This window comes from Paenibacillus glucanolyticus NBRC 15330 (assembly GCF_004000885.1).
Lineage (GTDB): Bacteria > Bacillota > Bacilli > Paenibacillales > Paenibacillaceae > Paenibacillus_AQ > Paenibacillus_AQ glucanolyticus.
Window position 1 is genome coordinate 19451 of record NZ_BIMC01000032.1, and the last position, 16827, is coordinate 36277.

Consider the following 16827-nt stretch of genomic DNA (forward strand, 5'->3'; position numbering starts at 1 on the left):
TTGAATAGATTCGGCCAATTATAGCTGTATCGCTCAATAACGATTGGATCCTTCATTGAAATCACCAACTCAAATGATTTTAAATGCCCTTCGCCGATTTCTTATAACGTTCCTGTATTCACGACCCAGCGTATGCTGGGTGTCCGGCGAATGCCGGACCAAGGGCGTATGCCCGCAGCGTGAATATTATGTTATGCGACGTTTGATAGAACTTTTCTTTTTATACTGAACTACAACAAAAAATTAATAAACAATTGAGTTTACAATATAATTTCTTCGAACTTGCTATTCATGTAGTCATTAATTTCTCTATCCAACCCACTTTTTTTCAATTCAAGCAATTTTATTATATCTTGATCTACTATATAAATAATGTATTTATCATCTCTTAATGCATCCTTGAGTCTCTGTATTAAGAGTTTATCGTCTGTTATCTTTCTGGCAGCTAAAATGCCAAAATTCCCGATATGTTTATTTAATCTTCCAATTAGTTGATCCACTTCACTATTAGCAAGATCATCATTGTAATTTTTACATTCAATAACGATATTCGGACAAAAAATATTATAGTCATTTTTTAATCTATAAAAAAATCCATGTTTTGACTCATTGCTAAAGACCACATCTATTCGTTTTCTACCTTCATTTACTTTGACTTCGGAGCGTTTACGAAATAGTTGGTCAGAAAATATAACTTCAAAAGCATCTTGAAGCACATTCTGATATTCATATGCCTGTAACTTCCCCGCTTCTATTTCATTTAGCTTTTTAATCAACATATCTATATCATGCGAGTAATAATTTGAGTTATTTTTTGAATTTTGATTCAACATATTTATGACTAAATTAAGTTTTTCATAATTTATATTATTATCTTGATTTACAATAAATTTGATAAGCTCAATAAGTTCATAACTTGGGACATCAATTTCAACTAAATTCAAAAAATCAGTATAAAATTTCAATTCATCAAATGAATCATCATTCCCATATATAGCTTTTTTACATAAATTAATAACATATTCCATGACATCGTTTCTTATTCGTTTTGAGTATTCTGATAAGCCTCTTACATCTTCAGATATAAATAAATGCTCTAAAGGATAGTCTCGATTAAAACTCATATTGATATTCATTAAATTCTTAATTATAAAATGCCACTTTACCAAATATTTCACTTTCTGTTTCTACCCAATAATCTGTAAAGAGCGAATCATGTTCATAATGAGAATCAAATAAATTTATATTATCAATTTCTTCATAATTAAATTGAAACATTTTAGAATCAAGATAAGTATATAAACTTGAAAATGCTATAATTCCACTCTCAAACCAAAGTATTCGAGATCCTTTTGACCGATGTAATGTGATTTTCCAAATGCTGACGGATATGTACTATCATTAAAAATAAAACCACGAGGAACAAAATATTTGACATGATCATTTGCCTTTCTAACCAAACCTAGATTCTCGTTTGAGCCATCAATTGAACCATCTATTAAAATTTCTTCTTGCGTTTTGTTTGGTTCTTCATCGAAACGATAAATTATAGTCTCAGCTACTTGATCAAGTATAACCTCTGATTCAAAACCGAGTATTTCTTGGTGAATTTCTCTCATTTCGCTTATTGTTATATCGCTTTCTTTCTCAAGGTATAATCTTGATAATATTCTAGGTATAAGTTTCATGAAATTTTTCTCCTGTAATATATATTTTGAATATTGTTTTCTTTTAATGTCGCATAACGTTCCCGTATTCACGACATCCGACGAAGTCGGATGTGTCTGCTGAGTCCGCTTCCCTGTAATCCATCCAGTAGAACAAGGCTCCGTTAGGAGCCGCAGCTTGAATATTATGTTAGACGACGGAATCTCTTCATGAATCGACCTTCACTCTGTATCTTCTGCAGGTACATATTCAATCAGATCAGATAATTTGCAGTTAAATGTATCGCATAGCTTGAATAAGGTTTCTAATTTTGTTGTTTCTATATTGGTTTCCCTGTATAACTTGTTAATTGAATTCCGACTTAATCCTGATTTCGCCATCAATTCAGTTATATCATCTATTCGATGCTCTGCCATAAGTTCTCTTATATTACACTTTATAATGCTCATTTTTTCCCCTCCATAATTCCATCTTATCTCTCTTACCAGCAATCATCAACGAAAAGTAAAGTATTAACTCTATAAAGTTAAATATTCACCTTGTAATTAACCTTATAGAGTTATATAATAGCTCTATAGAGTTAAAAAGGAGGTCTAACATATGGTTAATACATTAGATTCATTAGCAGAACCACGCATAAGAATACGATTGGAATTACTCTACACTGAACTTTCAGAACATCATACCGAATACAGTCAACTTACTTTAGAAACAGATCAATATTTCAGAACGCTTCGTGAAGCTTTACCCGATCAACTTCAACATACAGCTTTTCTTTACGAAGACGCTCAAATTTCTCTCCAGTCCATCCTAGAAAGAAGTATCTACATACAAGGTTTCAAAGATGCTCTACAACTCTTTTGTGAGTTACAGAACTCTGGCATTTAGAGGGTCCACCGACCCTCTGTTCTATTATTATTGATTCTGCCGGCTAACGTTCCTGTATCTACGAACCCTAGAGGCTTAAGGCGACGTAGTCGCCGGGTCCAACGGACTTAGCCTCCCAGGATTGTCTGCTGAATCGCTCTCCAGGAAATGCCTCTTGCAGACCAAGGGCCGAACGGCCCGCAGCGTAGATACTTTGTTATGTGATGTCGATGACTTCCTTGAATATTCTAAGCTCTATATCCCCAATATTGAAATATATTCATTGTCTCCTAACTTTTCTTTAATCCATGTTTTAAAGTCCAATATCATTACTTTTAATTTTTCGAGATTTTCTTGATATTTATTTATAAAATCTTCTTCAGTACATTCATATAAAAATCCTACATATGTTCTTAGTAATTCAATGCTAGGTTGTTCTTTTATTAGAAGATTAAGCTCATCTAATCTTGTCAAAATCTTTATCCAAGTCTCTTTTGGAATCTCATTAAATGCATAATGATCATAAGTTTCAAATTCCTTCTCTATTGATTTTTCAAGTAGTGCAAAATCTTCTTCAATGAAAAAATAGAACTATCATTCCAGCACTTATTTAGGTATTTGCCTGGCAACACTTCTATGTAACAGCTTCCTTCAAGTTCTTTAATATCTTTTATAATCATTATGGTCTATTCCCTCTTTACATTTTCTCATCGATTTCACATAACGTTTCTGTATTCATGAACCCCAAAGGGGTTGTCTGCTGAAATTCCTCCTCGAAATTCACCTCGCAGACCCAGGTTCCAAAGGAGCCGCAGCTTGAATATTATGTTATATGAAGTACATTTACTCCTTAGAGATATCTATCAACATCATTAATAAAGAGCTTTAAAATATCTCCTCTCTTATGTTCCTTATTCTTGTGACCAGTGTCTTTCCTAATTGCAATTAATAATTGCTCCATCTGTAACATTGTCTTCATAGTATCTGGATTATCTTCATTTACAAACATGTTCCTATATTTTGACCACTGAAGTACAACATCATCAGAACCCCAAATTAACAGTTTTTGAGTAAAGCCACTCATAAACCTTAACATTTCCTGCTCAGTCATAGGATTTCCTTCAAGTTTTTCATTCATTAAGAGTTTAAATAAAAATTCAACAAACTCCTCATAAATAGGTATTTTTTTACTTCTATGTTCTAATTCGATTGCTCTCTTCTTTTCATAATACTTTGCTACAACTACTGATAAAACTGACACTACAATTGTCGCGGATGCTGCAATAAGAGCTGCAGCAACTTCTTTCTGTAGTCCATTAAACACCGATATAAGCCAAGTAATAAAAAGCCAAAATAGATATGATAACAATAACAAAACCAATAAAGAAAATATCATCTGGATCTTATTTTTACTTGAGTTGTTATTCATTTATTTCACCTTCACCTCAACTAATAGAATGTATTTCATATAACGTTTGTGTGTTCCCGACGCCTCACCGACTTAAGCCTGAAGGGCGGCCGCGATGCGGTTAGTTGGTGCAGGTGTGTCTGACAGAATCCTCTTCTTCGAAATTCCTCGGGCAGTCCAAGGTTCCGTAGGAACCGAAGTGGGAACATGGTGTTATGTGAAGTTCCTGACTTCCTGAATATACTTTCAAAATCATTCCTTATTCAATGTGCATTTAAATCGTTCTACTCCAGGATACTTCTCTCCTAAACTTGTAATGTTAAAACCGATCTTTCTGTAAAAGTTCACTGCATTCTTATCGGTTTCGGCTTCCATTCTTCTTATAAGATTCTCTTCCATAAATTCCATTATTAATTTCTTTCCTAATCCTTTTCTTCTATTGTTAGATTTTATTGCTATATGTTTTAATTCAATTTCATAATCTGTTTGATAAATAATTCCGATAAGTCCGACTAATTCATGATTTTCCATTCTTCCCAGTAATATTCTTGATTTATCATTATTATATCGTTCATATTCTTGAATTACTCGTTTATTATCTGGATACATACATTCAGCTAGCAAATTCATTATTTCCTTTCGATCTTTATAGTCCATTAGGTTAATCATGGATTTCACCTGATTTCTATGAGTTTAGTTCTTTCAGGAATTTCACATAACGTTTCGGTATTCACGACACGAGCCGGCCCTAGATAGCTCTTATCTTAGGCCGGCTCGTGTGTCGTCTGAAATCTCCAATGATTATACATCGGACGACCAAGGGGCGTAAGCCCCGTTAGAGTGAATATAATGTTAGGCGAAGTACCTTCTTCTTCGATTATCATTCAATATTTTCAATATTTGATTCTACTATAGAAAAAATTAGATCACTCACCAAATCATGCTTTACAATCAGGTAATTAGTAATATGACCTTCTTCCATAATTACTGCATAATAATTCTCTGGAAGGGCGTAACAGTCCAAAACAAACCAAGAACTTGCTCCCAATTGCTTTTCACTTTTAATTATAGAGTTTTGCTCCTTTTCAATTCTATTTACTATTTGCAGATCGGCTTTACCTAATGATTGATTAACTATTTTTTCCCATTCTTTTTCAATTGTATTATTGGAAATTATATGTAAAAAGTCCAAAATTCATCATCCTACTTTCAGTTGATTGATAACTTCTAATAATTTTTTAGAATAATAAATATTTTTCTTCCCAGTGTACACTTGAGATACGTCTAATAAATTTTCGTAGTGATATTTATTAATATACCATTCTACTAAATTATAATTAATAAGTGGATCCTCAAAACACTTTGAAATTTTTGAATTAGAGTAACTATAATCGAAATATTCTAACCAAAACCTGTACTGCATTTGGGAAATACCTAGAGAAATTCTCATCGCTCTCTCTTTCCTTAAATATAAGCAGATATAAAAATAAAAATATTCAAGTATTCGAATTAAGAAAGGACGAAAATTGCTTTCAACAATAATAATCGCTGCAGGCAGTGGGTTTCTTTTGATCTCTTTATCCAGAATCCACATTAGTGTATTCTTCTGTTTCAGTGTATTCTTCTGTTTCTTGCCATGATCTAAAATTTTCAAGGTTAGTTTGCCTCGCTTTTTTATCAAATGCTAAACTAATAATTATTGGTATAAAAATCCCTACTATAACTATGCTTATTATCACATCATTTATAATAAAATCACCTATTGTATTTACAATTTTCCAATAGGATTTGGATTCAATCAATGGAACAATCCAATAATGAGCTCTTAAAAGAATATAAAAGAAAACAAAAGTAACGCACGCATAGAAAAAGGATAGTAAGCCTCTCCTTGATACCATCGTATATCTAGAAAAATTAATTATGGACTGAGAAAATCTTACTATAACTGAAACTAAAACAGCTATTGTTGACAAGTGAAATTGTTCTCTAGTTAATATGAATGACCATACAAACGAAAGCATAAATGGTACAATAACCACATATAGAATTGAAGAGAAAACACTTTTTATTTTAATTATCTTCTTTTCTCTTTCTGCATAACTATCATCAATATAATCATCTATAAAACTCTGTCCTAGGTATCTTGATAACGGAACATTTAATTTTGCCAAGGGATAAACTGAAAAATATAAAGGTGTGTACACATCGCTTCTATATTTCCTCCAATATATTGGTACGAAATATAACAATAATGCAGTACAAATTGGAATTGGGGCGATCTCCCAATTCCATATACTCTGTAAAAACTCTAACATCTCATTGCCTCCTACATTATTATAATTTACCAAGGTATTTCGCCTAACGTTTCTGTATTCATGAATCCCGAAGGGGTTGTCTGCTGAAATTCCTTCTTCGAAATCCACCTTGCAGACCAAGGCTCCACAGGAGCCGTAGCTTGAATATTATGTTATGTGATGGGCCTGACATCTTCGAGTTACTTCCGATAAAGCATGTTTAATAATAAATTTCTATATTTACTACAATCTACAAACCCAGTTCATTTTTCATTTGCTCCAGTAGACTCTGTCTATAAATGTTGGCATCAATATATATATCATCTACTAGTTCCTGTATGTTTATTGTTACATTAGTTTTATTCATTTTTTTTAGGTAAGAATCTATAAATTCCTGGGGATCCTTGTTGACAATATTATGTAAATATTCTGCTATCGCTCTATCAGTACTATCACCAAAAGTAGTTTCAGCGATAAAGAATGAACTGTATAGTTTTATCAAATTTTCATCATACGCTATTAATCCATCATATTCATAGGGCAAATTCTCCTTCAATTCATCGTTGATTTTTCGCTTTTCCTCAATAGAAGTAAATGGCTTTCCATTAGTTCTTGAATGTAATTCAAATTTAATTTTCAATTTAGCAGAAAGTAGGGTTTGTTGCTCAGCTAAGTTGTCAGAAAGTTTCGTAAATATCTCAAACTTCCTATCCCATATTTTTTCTTCTGTAGTCTTATTAAATTGCCAGATCCATATTAAATAAGACAATGATGTAGATACTATGCTTGTGATAAAAACTGTAATCACTGTGTTAAACGCCAATTGTTTGAAAGTTACTTTTAATTCTTGACTTTGATTTGACATCAGTATCCTCCACTATCAAATTCTAAAATTTATGAACATAGTCAGTCCTATCACATAACGTTCTCGCATTTACGAACCCGAAAGACTTAAGGCGTAAATGCGCCGGGTGGCTCCGCCAATTAGCCTTGTAGGGTTGTTCGCCTGATTTCACCCACCGCCCAACCTCATCTGGCGAACCAAGGGACGCATGCCCTGTAGCGAAAATGTAATGTTATCCGATGAATCTAACCCCTTGAGTCATCTTCTAAGTTTGTCTACTGAATGCTGCCATGCTAACTGCGTCGAGTTACTTTCTAAACCGATCTGCTGTATGTTGCCAAACTAGCTGCTTCGAGTTACTTTCTAAACCGGTTTGCTGAATGTTGCCACGCTAGCTGCTTCGAAGTTGCTTTCAATATAAAACTTTTCTTAAATGATCTTTCTCCCTTATTGGAATTATAAGGTATATAACTCTTTTAGGCACGCTATTATGTAGCTCTCAATAAAAACGTGGTTACCAAAGGTAACTTCTTAATCCTGGATTAACCACGCCCTTTACAATATCAGTATTCAATAGTTTCAGATGTTTCGGATAACGTTTCTGTATTCACGAACCCCGAAGGGGTTGTCTGCTGAAATTCCTCTTCGAAATGCCACACTCAGACCAAGGCTCCAAAGGAGCCGCTGCTTGAATATTATGTTAAGCGATGTTAATTCCTCATGCTTCAAACTTCAGAAAATCTCTTAATTCATTGATAGTATTAATATTCCATAGTTTGTAATTCTTTGAACACTCTAATAATTTCTCTGTTTTAAATCTATAATTAAAGAAAACAATAACCATTGCATGTATTTTTTTGATTTACCAATTTTAGTCCTGATAATAATTTGTTCATAAAAACCTACATATTTTAGAAAATACAAAAGAGGAATATGCAAAATTATACCTATAATGTCGATAAACATCTTTATCCAAAAGTCTACTTCCAATGCATCATTTAGATGCAATATCAAGCCTCTCAATGCAGCACATATAAATATAAATCCGAAAATAATTAATATGTTATTTAATAACTTTCTAGTTTGTACATACTTTTCTTCTCTTTCAGTTACAGCTAATATCCCGGCAATTAAGGCTAGAATAGGTACCACTACTAGTTCTGCTACGAGTCTTAAACTATTTAATTCTTTTATGTCTCTTAGAAAATTATCAACTTTCTCTTTTTCAATCCAAATGTTTATCTCTCCAGAAAACAAATGATCCTTAATATGTACACGAAAAGAGATTGAGGGATACCTGGCCAACTCAATCTCTAAAAAAGTAAAAAGCATTGTTGATTTTCGATCAGTGGAGAATAAAATAAAATCATATTCTCCCAAAGGCTTGGATATAATCATTCACTTCGTCCTTTCGTATAACGTCTTTGTATTCACGAACCCTCACTGGCTTAAGGGGCGAATGCCCGGGTCCGACGGACTTAGCCAGTGCAGGGTTGTCCGGTTGATCCCGCTCCCCCGAAATCCCTCATTTTGGACCGAGAGCCGAATGGATCTATGCGTGAATATCGTGTTATCTGAAGGACATGTCCTCCTCGATTTACTTACAATTCCTTTAAACTTTTCCTTCATTAAAATACTTGATTTCAATCTCATTTTTTGCAATATTTTTTAATCCTTCTTGATAATAAGGCATAAATTCATCTGCTCTATCAATATCTACCCATTCAACATGACTAATTTCAGTTGGTCTAGTTATCTCTTGTTGTCCGCCTATTATTTCAGCTCTAAAGGTAATAAACACTACGTGTTCATCATGTTTTGTTAATATTGCTTCATTGATAGCCACTACACCGTGGACTTTAATATCAAATCCTGTTTCTTCTTTTGCTTCGCGGATTGCAGCCGCATCTAAGGTCTCGTTTTCTTCAACGCCTCCACCTGGTAATGACCAAGTACCGTTTTTATGATTCTTCACCATAAGGATTTTTGTTTTGTCTTTATCTGTAATCAAAGAATATGCGACGTCTATTCGTTTCATAGGATCTTCCTTTTTTATGTTTTTTAAGATTTACATGTCTTTCTTATAACGTTCAGGCATTCACGACGTCCACCAGGGGTGGATGTGTACCGCCCCCCCCCCGCTTCCTTGTTTATTCTTCCGAGACCAAGGGGTAGCAAAGCTGGCCCGATGCGTTGAATGTTTTCTTATCCGAAGGACTTGTCTCCTTGAATTTTCACCAAATTATTATTCTTCTTTAATATAATCCAGGACATCGTGTAAATAACTTTCAATGGACTGCGACGAATCAATAACTAAATACTTAATATCTAATGGTCGTTTACTACCATTTAAAGCAGATATGAATAATTCTTCAGTAGTCTCAGATATTTGACTTATCATTCTTTTTCGATTTTGAAGTCTGTTACAAATTTCCTTGTAGTCGCTGAGGAAACATTCTACATATTTGTATCGAGCGCGATATTTCTTTGCCAAGTGTAATCCATTATCAAGCATTTCGGAATATAAACAAGGGACATCAAATATAACATCATGACCTTGCGATAAATGAAATTCGACTAAATCCCAATCAACGGTGTATGAAATTTTGCCAAGACTTTTCATTCCAATGTCAAGTCCCTCTGTTGCCTTTAATATCGCAGTTTTTGATATATCATGATCGACAATTATAGCACCAGTTATTTTTGCTATTCGTCTAGCAAGAGTTGATTTACCCGAACCCGGAAATCCCGACATTTGAAGGAAATACACTTTAAGCACCTCGTTTTTATTGTATATATTCGCTTTACAAGTCTTTCGGAAACGTTACCTTATTCACGACGTGGCCCAGCCTTAGATAGCTTCTATCTTGGGCTGGGTCATGTGTTGTCTGAGCTTCTTCCATGATTATATATCTGACAACCAAGGGGCGAAAGCCCTGCGGCGTGAATACATTGCTATCTGATGCCGTTGCCTTCTTCGAACTCTCCCACAAAATGCTCATGAACATGATTATTTAAGGTGGTATTTCGAAAGTTCAGTCCATCCAACAAACCCTGTCTATAGATTATTTCGTTTGCAAACGCCACCTGATAATTTACTTTATCTTCGAAATCAAATAACAATTCTCGGCATGAATCCGGAATGCTCTTCAACATTTCCTCGAACGAACATCTTTTACCATTCACAAGCTTCCTGTAGTATAAATTTTTCATTAAAATCACTTGTCCAATTTCTTCAGTTCTTTTTCCAACAAAACAATCAAAATAACACTCTAATTCTTTAAGCATTAAATCCCCTCCAATTAGTGATGTCACTTCGAAATCACTCGACATTTCCATTCTATGGTGATTTCATAGTGATGTCAATATGGATGTATTCTTCGTGACTTCTAAGTGATAATATAGTGCTATCACCAATAAGGAGAGACAATTGTGGCAACTAATAAAAGAGTCTTCACTTTAAGATTAGAGGATACCAATTTTCAAAAAATAAAATATATTGCAGATAAAAATAAACGTTCTATCGCTATGCAAATTGAATATCTAATTGAGCAGCATATCCATGACTATGAGAAGAAAAATGGTCCCATTCCTACAGATAATTAGTTTAATCTTCTAGTATCATTCTGTGTGTTGCACCGGTTTTAGATAACGTCTTTTTCACGAACTTCGCAAAATTATCATCTTTTGAAATGTTTACGAACTTCGTGAACACACCTTCAACAACCAAGTTTACGACTCCTCTTCCATTTGATCTAACGGACTTTTAATCCTTCTTATGTCCTTCACACTCACATGTGTGTACCTTTCGGTGGTGCGTACACTTTGATGACCGAGCAACTCTTGAATGAAGCGAATGTCAATTCCACCTTCCAATAGATGTGTAGCGAATGAATGGCGTAAGGCGTGAATACTAACCTTTTTCTGGATTCCAGAGGCAGTACGTGCTTGTTCGAACACTTTTTGAACAGTTCGTTCAGTTATATGGCGCTCTGGGTGTTGCCCAGGGAACATCCACTTCTTAGGCTTTTCTTGTCGTAAATACGGTTGAACAATATCCATAGCTGTATCGGATAATAGCGTAAGACGATCCTTGCGGCCTTTGCCTTGAGAAACTCGAAGTGTTTTTCGCTCGAAATCAATGTCTTGAGTTTCAACCGGACCACTTCCCCTACCCGTAATCCTGAGGAATAGGTAAGGTATAGGATCGCACGATGTTTTAAATTATGGAGTGCTTTTAAGATTAACATCACTTCGTTCATCGATAACACATTCGGCAACTTCTTTTCTTTCTTAGGGCGAACATAAGAGACGGTTTCCTCATGCAATAATACTTTATGAGCGTAGAATTTGATCGCGCTGAGCGCTTGATTAACATAGGAATGCGAACATTTCCTGTGAAGTAAGTGTAAGGAATAACTCTGAATCATGTTCTCATGACCCATCCCATTATTTTTCTGCTGTTCAAAAGTATGAAATCGATGGACTTGACTACAATAAGCTTTTATCGTTTTTTTTACTATAACCTCGAAGCCGCAGTGCATGAACTAAGGACCTTTTTATCGACTCATTCCAAGAATAGATTGGAGTTGTATCCTGCATATTAACTTCATTGTTAAACAAGCTGCACTCTTTCATCAACATGCTATCAACATAAATCTTCGTTCCTTCAAAAAGTGTATATAACTGTTGAATGGATTCGGTTGTAAATGGAATCATCCAGATCTTTTTATCACTGACCCATTTCCTTCCTGAAATTTTTCGAATCTTCATCACCATTTGTTCATCATACTTAAATCGAACATACAAGGAACCTTCATCATTCCGAGACACCCATATACTCACGTTCCCACCCTCTCATTATAGCAGCAACCTAATTATTGGAAAGCAAAAAGAGCTCACAATCGCCGTAATCGACGTTGTAAGCTCCCGATACTTTCGGTGCTGTCCATCCTTTATGATCCAACCCCATTCAACTCAGTAATATTACATTTAGGGGTTTAAAATGCTTTTAGCCATTAAAAAAATTAAACCATAATTAAGGTAGCCAAGGCTACTTCATATCTCACCTTGCTTCAAGCACGAAGATGCAGTGCAAGCGAAATTGTAGTCCTGCACTCTCCGTGTAACATGATAACGAGTAGCGCAGCGAATCGGTTTTGATGTTACACGCCGTCTTCGAATAACTCACAACTAGATATATATCCATCTGCGTTCAGTGGCATTCTTACCTAAAGAATAGAGTATACGTGATTGTTACTGCAGCTCCTCGTTTCACGAGACCATCTTGTGGTGGATGTTGATGAGGGATCCTTACACTCCATGGGAAATGACGGCCATGGTATTACAATTGTCCATTAACGTACCCTACCAATTCTAGAAATCAGAAGGAATATTTGTCCATTTCATCGAAATACAATGTACTAATACGAAATCGATAGAAAGTGATGTGTATCTTATGAACGGAATTCTGGGCGTATCCGGACTATCATTCCTGCTGGTTACACTCTTTACGCCACTGCTCATTTGGGCATTACGCACCTTAAAGCTTACACAGCCGATACGGACCGAGCTGCCTCCGGATCATCAGGCCAAACGCGGGACGCCGTTAATGGCTGGGCTTATTCTGCTGGTTGGCGTGGCCATGTCACTGCAGTTTCATCCTGCGCCACTTACGGTTTTTTTGTGCTCATCCTTTCTCTTGTTCAGCTCCATCGGGTTTATGGATGATTTCAAAAAAGCAGCCTGGCAGGACCCCTCCGGTATTTCCGGACGTATGAAACTCGTGCTCCAGTTCCTGTTTACCGGTATACTGCTGTATGTGTTGTTCCAGTCCTTCTCGCTGACAAGTGAGATCACGCTATTCCATGGATTTCAGCTTCATCTGCCTGTCAGCGTATACATCATCGTCATGCTATTATTCATTGTAGGGTCGGCTAATGCCATCAACTTTACCGATGGTTTGGACGGGCTGTTAATCAATGTGGCGATACCTACCTACTTTTTCTTCTTTCTGATCTCCGATAAACCCGAGGTGCAGATGTTTTCGCTGGTCATGATTGGCTGTCTACTCGGCCTGCTGCTCTATAATATTTATCCTGCTCGAGCGTTCATGGGCGATACCGGATCACTGGCCATTGGCGGGTCCCTATCGTTTCTGGCCGTCATCGAGAAGGTCGAAATTCTGATTCCGCTTCTGTTCTTCATCTATTTGGCTGAACAGCTTTCCGTCATCCTGCAGGTATGGTATTACAAGCGCACCAAGCTGCGGCTGTTCCGGATGACGCCTATCCATTACCACTTTAGTCTCAAGTATGGCTGGAGCGAGAACAAAATCGTGATGGTATTCGGGTTTGTTTCTTGGTTTATGGCTCTGCTCTGTTGGGTGCTTGTAAAATATGTAATGTAGGGACTCTGAAATAGGCCAACCAGAAAACAAAAGCCTGCGCGGCAGGAAACATGCTGCCACGCAGGCTTTGTTGCATATGGACATCCATCTCAAACCTCTCGCGCAATCTCTTCCAGCTCTTTTCTCAAACTGTTGAGTGTTGACACTCGTTCATGTTCCTCTTGATCATCAAAGAGCAGCTGCTCCATGAACTCCCAGACGTCTTCCAATTTGCGCCTGCCCTGATAAAACTGCAGCGCTTCGGAGTTTATCTCATAATGAGGGTGCGTCTGCTGATAGATAGCCATGAATTGAGCAAAATACGACTCATCTACAAAGAACCTCATATCCGCTTCGACCGGTGCCAGCTTCAATCCCTCCCAATCAATCAGCTTCATCTGGTGATCGGCGGACATCAGATTCCAATGATGAACATCGGTATGGCATAACGCCATCCGCAGATCGCGATTCATCAGAGCCTCGGACAAAACTTCCACTTCAAACATTAATGTTCTTAAGCTCTCGATATGATCAGCCAACAAGTTCCCCGTGTAATCGGGCATCTCCGTGTCCAAGGCGCTCCTTAACTGTTGAATAAACGGTACCTCGAAGTTTTCCTTCATGGCGCTTGTCACGAGTGGCATCTCTTCTCCATATCGATGAAGCTCCGTGATCATCTCTGCCAGTTGTTTCACCTGATCCCCTGTCAGCTCATTATCGGCAATCGTGTCACCAACGATATACTCATACAGCAGATAAATCCCCTCATCGTCCTGGCATTGATAATGGCCATCTGTCGTGAGCACGGGAATCGGAATCTTGCCTTTTAAACGACTGTGCTCCTCAAGCCATAGCAATATAGGCACGTAATCATCAATAAGCGCAGTCCATTTGGGGGTGGAAGCCCGGCTTTTCTCGTATTCTTTCAGGAAATAGGTATGGCTATCACTTCGTACTCTATACGCGAGCGCGGCCCAACCGCCCTGCTGCGAGATAATGTCGGGATTCACCATACCGAAATGATTTTTCAACATGCCTTTTAAACGCTCCATTAGCCCTCCTATACCGCCGCTGATCATTGCACGATTGTTCTTTCACTTTATCATAACGGAACTGAAGACAAGACATAAAGCCCATGATTCATTTCATGATGCTTTTCTACTTGAACGTTAGCTTGAAGTGTGACTGTCGTTGGAAACTTGCCCGGTTTAATATTAACGGGAAACCAAGGACGGTACGTATCAATGCCTTGCTAACTTGGTTTTGAAGTAATTCACAAAACTAAAGGATCAGACCTCTAGGGCCTGATCCTTTAGTTTTCTTAAATTATTGAATCAAATCCGACTTCCTGAGTAATTTCTGAAGTAGTGTAGCAACTTCAGCACGAGTGATTTTGCTCTTTGGTTGAATGGTATTGGTTGTTCTACCATTTATAATATCCAGGTCTAAACCTGCGGCTATATGATCTCGAGCATAGCTTGAAATCGATGCTGCATCTTTATAACCATCTAGCAGTCTGTTTACTCGCTCAGGAGATAAGTCAGGATTGATGCCCGTGATATTCATTGCTTTGGCAATGATAGTCATAGCTTGTTCTCGAGTAATCGTGTCCATGGGTGCGAACCGAGAACCACTATAACCCTCAATTAACTGATAATCATGAGCAGTTTGGATATAATCAGCAAACCAATCGGACTTATTTACATCCACAAACGAAATTTCGCCATTTGCCGGCATCAAACCAAGTGCCCGTACAACCATAGCCACGAACTCTGCACGCGTAATATCCCTATTCGGTTCGAATAAATTCTGGCCCATCCCAGTAACAATCATTCGTGATCCCATATCATTGATTGCATGCTGTGCCCAATGATCTGTCACATCAGCAAACTCGACTGGATGCCAGACCAAGGTGTACATACTATTGGTCAAGCTGTTAACCACTGCATAATAACGATTGTCTTTTTTCTGTACATATGTCGGTACATGATGAGTGGAACCATCCAATCCTACAACAATCCCTGTCGTGATTTGATTCGGATCCACTGTCTCTGGAATAGGAATAACCCGTTCAACATAACGAGTGAAGCGATTTAATTCTATTTTTGCACCGTTAAACTCAGCCATTAAGGTAAAATGAACAGGCTCCACTAAAAGTGAAACTCCTTTTCGATTCAACACACTTTGGGCAAGGCTTGTTTCTGATGATAGGGCTTTAGACATCATGATTTCAATCGTCACTTCAGATAACGAAGCATCTGCCCCAAGTTGGTCCGCTATAGCTACAATTGGGAATTGATCCGCATGTATTCTGTAAGAAGCCATTGGGGTAACCAGCTCCAATACGGCTGATTGATCTGCCATCCTTTTAACAACATTAGCTGTCAGCAGTCCCACAATGGAGTCAGATGAAACATCAACTGGAATAGTAACTACGGCATTCTTACCTTCTCTCTCTAACCACTCTAGCAGTTTATCTGGGTCAGGAGTAATGGTTGTTATTTTTCGATGGTCAACGACCTTCGTTTCCAGCTTGCCGATATTCTCTGACTTGCCATTGATCATTACAGGCACACCACCTTGATCCGGTTGTGACGGATTCGGAGACGGTGTTCCGCTGCCTTGAGAACCACCAGCGCTACCGTTATTGCCTGAATTTCCTGGATTCTCCCCACCGCCTGAGCTGCTTGGAGGATTTACGGTCAACACCAGGTTAGCAGTTGCTATCTCTCCATTCCCATAAACAGCCGTTATTACTGAAGAATGGGTTCCTGCTGGTAAGCCTGTCACAGGACGTACCGTCCAACTGTCGATACTTTCACCTGCAGCTACAATTCCTCCATTCCCCTCAACGATAAATTTGCCGGGTTCACTGGATGTAAGACTGTTGATCGTAGTATCGACCATCCCTGTATTCCTGATGATCAATTTCTTTGCTGGAGGCTGTTCGTAACCAACTGTTACAGGCGTAAAGGAAGGTGCAACAATACTCAATACAGGCAAACTTTCTGATATATCCTCAAACTCAGCACTAATGGTTACATCCCCACTTGGCATGACGAAGCTTCCATCTGTGATGGGGAAGTCCGTGGAATTGAAAGTGTATTTCAGTGATCCAACTTTCAGTCTCTTACCAAAATCCGGTACAATGTTCAAGCTGATAACACTGCCTGCTGAAGCAACAGAAGGGGTAGCTGTTATATGGCCGCCATTCAAATGGCTTATCGTTACCGTATACACATCAATATCACTGACTACTGTAATCGTGGCACTGCCGGACTTCGTGCTGTCCACGGTCGAAGTTGCCGTAACGGTATAGGTGCCCGGGACGGCGTTAGAAGCCACACTCACCTTTCCG

21 protein-coding genes and 1 pseudogene are annotated in these 16827 nt (G+C 37.5%); 3 read left to right on the forward strand and 19 right to left on the reverse strand.

From position 1 onward, the window contains the following. Positions 1-260 precede the first annotated feature (260 nt). The 3 genes from PGL02S_RS26905 to PGL02S_RS26915 all read right to left on the reverse strand — a co-directional run bounded on the left by PGL02S_RS26905 (position 261) and on the right by PGL02S_RS26915 (position 2117). A complete protein-coding gene (locus PGL02S_RS26905) occupies positions 261-1124 on the reverse strand; it encodes a hypothetical protein (RefSeq protein WP_164762897.1) in 864 nt (287 codons plus the stop codon). Positions 1125-1313: 189 nt separating this feature from the next. Then, positions 1314-1688, reverse strand: coding sequence for a hypothetical protein (locus PGL02S_RS26910; RefSeq protein ID WP_036642801.1), 375 nt, complete (start codon positions 1686-1688; stop codon positions 1314-1316). Positions 1689-1889: 201 nt separating this feature from the next. Further along, positions 1890-2117, reverse strand: a complete 228-nt coding sequence (locus PGL02S_RS26915; RefSeq protein ID WP_152825693.1) for a helix-turn-helix domain-containing protein — start codon at positions 2115-2117, stop codon at positions 1890-1892. A 151-nt stretch (positions 2118-2268) separates the two neighbouring features. Here PGL02S_RS26915 and PGL02S_RS26920 point away from each other — a divergent pair, with 151 nt between their 5' ends. Continuing rightward, on the forward strand, positions 2269-2556 hold the full coding sequence (locus PGL02S_RS26920) for a DUF6809 family protein (RefSeq protein ID WP_036642799.1): 288 nt from the start codon (positions 2269-2271) through the stop codon (positions 2554-2556). 234 nt (positions 2557-2790) lie between these two features. Here PGL02S_RS26920 and PGL02S_RS26925 read toward each other — a convergent pair whose 3' ends face one another. The 11 genes from PGL02S_RS26925 to PGL02S_RS26975 all read right to left on the reverse strand — a co-directional run bounded on the left by PGL02S_RS26925 (position 2791) and on the right by PGL02S_RS26975 (position 10369). Further along, positions 2791-3009: a hypothetical protein gene (locus PGL02S_RS26925; RefSeq protein ID WP_036642798.1), complete on the reverse strand. Its 219-nt coding sequence runs from the start codon at positions 3007-3009 to the stop codon at positions 2791-2793. A gap of 376 nt (positions 3010-3385) precedes the next feature. Further along, positions 3386-3964 (reverse strand): hypothetical protein, encoded by a 579-nt coding sequence (locus tag PGL02S_RS26930; RefSeq protein ID WP_036642797.1) that lies wholly within the window; start codon positions 3962-3964, stop codon positions 3386-3388. A gap of 231 nt (positions 3965-4195) precedes the next feature. Continuing rightward, entirely contained in the window at positions 4196-4612 is a 417-nt protein-coding gene (locus PGL02S_RS26935; RefSeq protein WP_036642795.1) for a GNAT family N-acetyltransferase, read from the reverse strand. A gap of 211 nt (positions 4613-4823) precedes the next feature. Continuing rightward, positions 4824-5135, reverse strand: a complete 312-nt coding sequence (locus PGL02S_RS26940; RefSeq protein WP_036642792.1) for a hypothetical protein — start codon at positions 5133-5135, stop codon at positions 4824-4826. Between the two features lie 6 nt (positions 5136-5141). Further along, positions 5142-5537 (reverse strand): hypothetical protein, encoded by a 396-nt coding sequence (locus PGL02S_RS26945; protein WP_063456001.1) that lies wholly within the window; start codon positions 5535-5537, stop codon positions 5142-5144. Further along, positions 5521-6366, reverse strand: coding sequence for a hypothetical protein (locus PGL02S_RS26950; protein ID WP_127502970.1), 846 nt, complete (start codon positions 6364-6366; stop codon positions 5521-5523). Before PGL02S_RS26950 ends, PGL02S_RS26945 begins: the two co-directional genes overlap by 17 nt. A 121-nt stretch (positions 6367-6487) precedes the next feature. Continuing rightward, the gene (locus PGL02S_RS26955; protein ID WP_036639582.1) at positions 6488-7102 is read right to left on the reverse strand and encodes a hypothetical protein; all 615 of its coding nucleotides are present in this window, start codon (positions 7100-7102) and stop codon (positions 6488-6490) included. A 774-nt stretch (positions 7103-7876) separates the two neighbouring features. Beyond that, complete coding sequence (locus PGL02S_RS26960) at positions 7877-8479, reverse strand: polysaccharide deacetylase family protein (protein ID WP_036639580.1); 603 nt, start codon at positions 8477-8479, stop codon at positions 7877-7879. Between the two features lie 214 nt (positions 8480-8693). Next, complete coding sequence (locus PGL02S_RS26965; RefSeq protein ID WP_036639578.1) at positions 8694-9119, reverse strand: NUDIX hydrolase; 426 nt, start codon at positions 9117-9119, stop codon at positions 8694-8696. Between the two features lie 207 nt (positions 9120-9326). Further along, on the reverse strand, positions 9327-9851 hold the full coding sequence (locus PGL02S_RS26970) for an AAA family ATPase (RefSeq protein ID WP_036642509.1): 525 nt from the start codon (positions 9849-9851) through the stop codon (positions 9327-9329). A 185-nt stretch (positions 9852-10036) separates the two neighbouring features. Continuing rightward, positions 10037-10369 carry a hypothetical protein gene (locus PGL02S_RS26975; RefSeq protein WP_036642511.1) on the reverse strand — a complete coding sequence of 111 codons (333 nt, stop codon included), beginning with the start codon at positions 10367-10369 and terminating at the stop codon, positions 10037-10039. Positions 10370-10513: 144 nt separating this feature from the next. Here PGL02S_RS26975 and PGL02S_RS26980 point away from each other — a divergent pair, with 144 nt between their 5' ends. Beyond that, positions 10514-10687, forward strand: a complete 174-nt coding sequence (locus PGL02S_RS26980; protein ID WP_036642512.1) for a hypothetical protein — start codon at positions 10514-10516, stop codon at positions 10685-10687. A gap of 126 nt (positions 10688-10813) precedes the next feature. Here PGL02S_RS26980 and PGL02S_RS28585 read toward each other — a convergent pair whose 3' ends face one another. From PGL02S_RS28585 to PGL02S_RS28440, 3 genes and pseudogenes are all read right to left on the reverse strand, one after another. Continuing rightward, positions 10814-11284: a tyrosine-type recombinase/integrase gene (locus PGL02S_RS28585; protein ID WP_307719603.1), complete on the reverse strand. Its 471-nt coding sequence runs from the start codon at positions 11282-11284 to the stop codon at positions 10814-10816. 185 nt (positions 11285-11469) lie between these two features. Then, positions 11470-11625 (reverse strand): annotated as a pseudogene (locus PGL02S_RS28995) (hypothetical protein); the annotation flags it as partial. Next, positions 11573-11926 (reverse strand): hypothetical protein, encoded by a 354-nt coding sequence (locus PGL02S_RS28440; RefSeq protein WP_162158347.1) that lies wholly within the window; start codon positions 11924-11926, stop codon positions 11573-11575. The pseudogene PGL02S_RS28995 and the gene PGL02S_RS28440, both read right to left, overlap by 53 nt. Positions 11927-12539: 613 nt before the next feature. Here PGL02S_RS28440 and mraY point away from each other — a divergent pair. After that, entirely contained in the window at positions 12540-13490 is a 951-nt protein-coding gene (gene mraY, locus PGL02S_RS26995) for a phospho-N-acetylmuramoyl-pentapeptide-transferase (RefSeq protein WP_006209832.1), read from the forward strand. A gap of 89 nt (positions 13491-13579) precedes the next feature. Here the strand turns inward: mraY and PGL02S_RS27000 are convergent, their stop codons facing one another. Both PGL02S_RS27000 and PGL02S_RS27005 read right to left on the reverse strand, forming a co-directional pair. Beyond that, positions 13580-14521, reverse strand: a complete 942-nt coding sequence (locus PGL02S_RS27000; RefSeq protein WP_036642516.1) for an aminoglycoside phosphotransferase family protein — start codon at positions 14519-14521, stop codon at positions 13580-13582. A gap of 274 nt (positions 14522-14795) precedes the next feature. Next, positions 14796-16827, reverse strand: a 2032-nt coding sequence (locus PGL02S_RS27005) for an S-layer homology domain-containing protein (RefSeq protein WP_218029256.1), incomplete at its 5' end; no start/stop codon positions are given.

What these genes read in the sequence shown, in the direction of transcription:
- PGL02S_RS26910 (WP_036642801.1), bottom strand. Translation starts at nt 1,688, where the DNA reads ATGAAACTTATACCTAGAATATTATCAAGATTATACCTTGAGAAAGAA.
- mraY (WP_006209832.1), top strand. Translation starts at nt 12,540, where the DNA reads ATGAACGGAATTCTGGGCGTATCCGGACTATCATTCCTGCTGGTTACA.
- PGL02S_RS26960 (WP_036639580.1), bottom strand. Translation starts at nt 8,479, where the DNA reads ATGATTATATCCAAGCCTTTGGGAGAATATGATTTTATTTTATTCTCC.
- PGL02S_RS26915 (WP_152825693.1), bottom strand. Translation starts at nt 2,117, where the DNA reads ATGAGCATTATAAAGTGTAATATAAGAGAACTTATGGCAGAGCATCGA.
- PGL02S_RS26955 (WP_036639582.1), bottom strand. Translation starts at nt 7,102, where the DNA reads ATGTCAAATCAAAGTCAAGAATTAAAAGTAACTTTCAAACAATTGGCG.
- PGL02S_RS26935 (WP_036642795.1), bottom strand. Translation starts at nt 4,612, where the DNA reads ATGATTAACCTAATGGACTATAAAGATCGAAAGGAAATAATGAATTTG.
- PGL02S_RS26930 (WP_036642797.1), bottom strand. Translation starts at nt 3,964, where the DNA reads ATGAATAACAACTCAAGTAAAAATAAGATCCAGATGATATTTTCTTTA.
- PGL02S_RS26945 (WP_063456001.1), bottom strand. Translation starts at nt 5,537, where the DNA reads ATGTGGATTCTGGATAAAGAGATCAAAAGAAACCCACTGCCTGCAGCG.
- PGL02S_RS26920 (WP_036642799.1), top strand. Translation starts at nt 2,269, where the DNA reads ATGGTTAATACATTAGATTCATTAGCAGAACCACGCATAAGAATACGA.
- PGL02S_RS26975 (WP_036642511.1), bottom strand. Translation starts at nt 10,369, where the DNA reads ATGCTTAAAGAATTAGAGTGTTATTTTGATTGTTTTGTTGGAAAAAGA.
- PGL02S_RS26905 (WP_164762897.1), bottom strand. Translation starts at nt 1,124, where the DNA reads ATGAGTTTTAATCGAGACTATCCTTTAGAGCATTTATTTATATCTGAA.
- PGL02S_RS26965 (WP_036639578.1), bottom strand. Translation starts at nt 9,119, where the DNA reads ATGAAACGAATAGACGTCGCATATTCTTTGATTACAGATAAAGACAAA.
- PGL02S_RS27000 (WP_036642516.1), bottom strand. Translation starts at nt 14,521, where the DNA reads ATGGAGCGTTTAAAAGGCATGTTGAAAAATCATTTCGGTATGGTGAAT.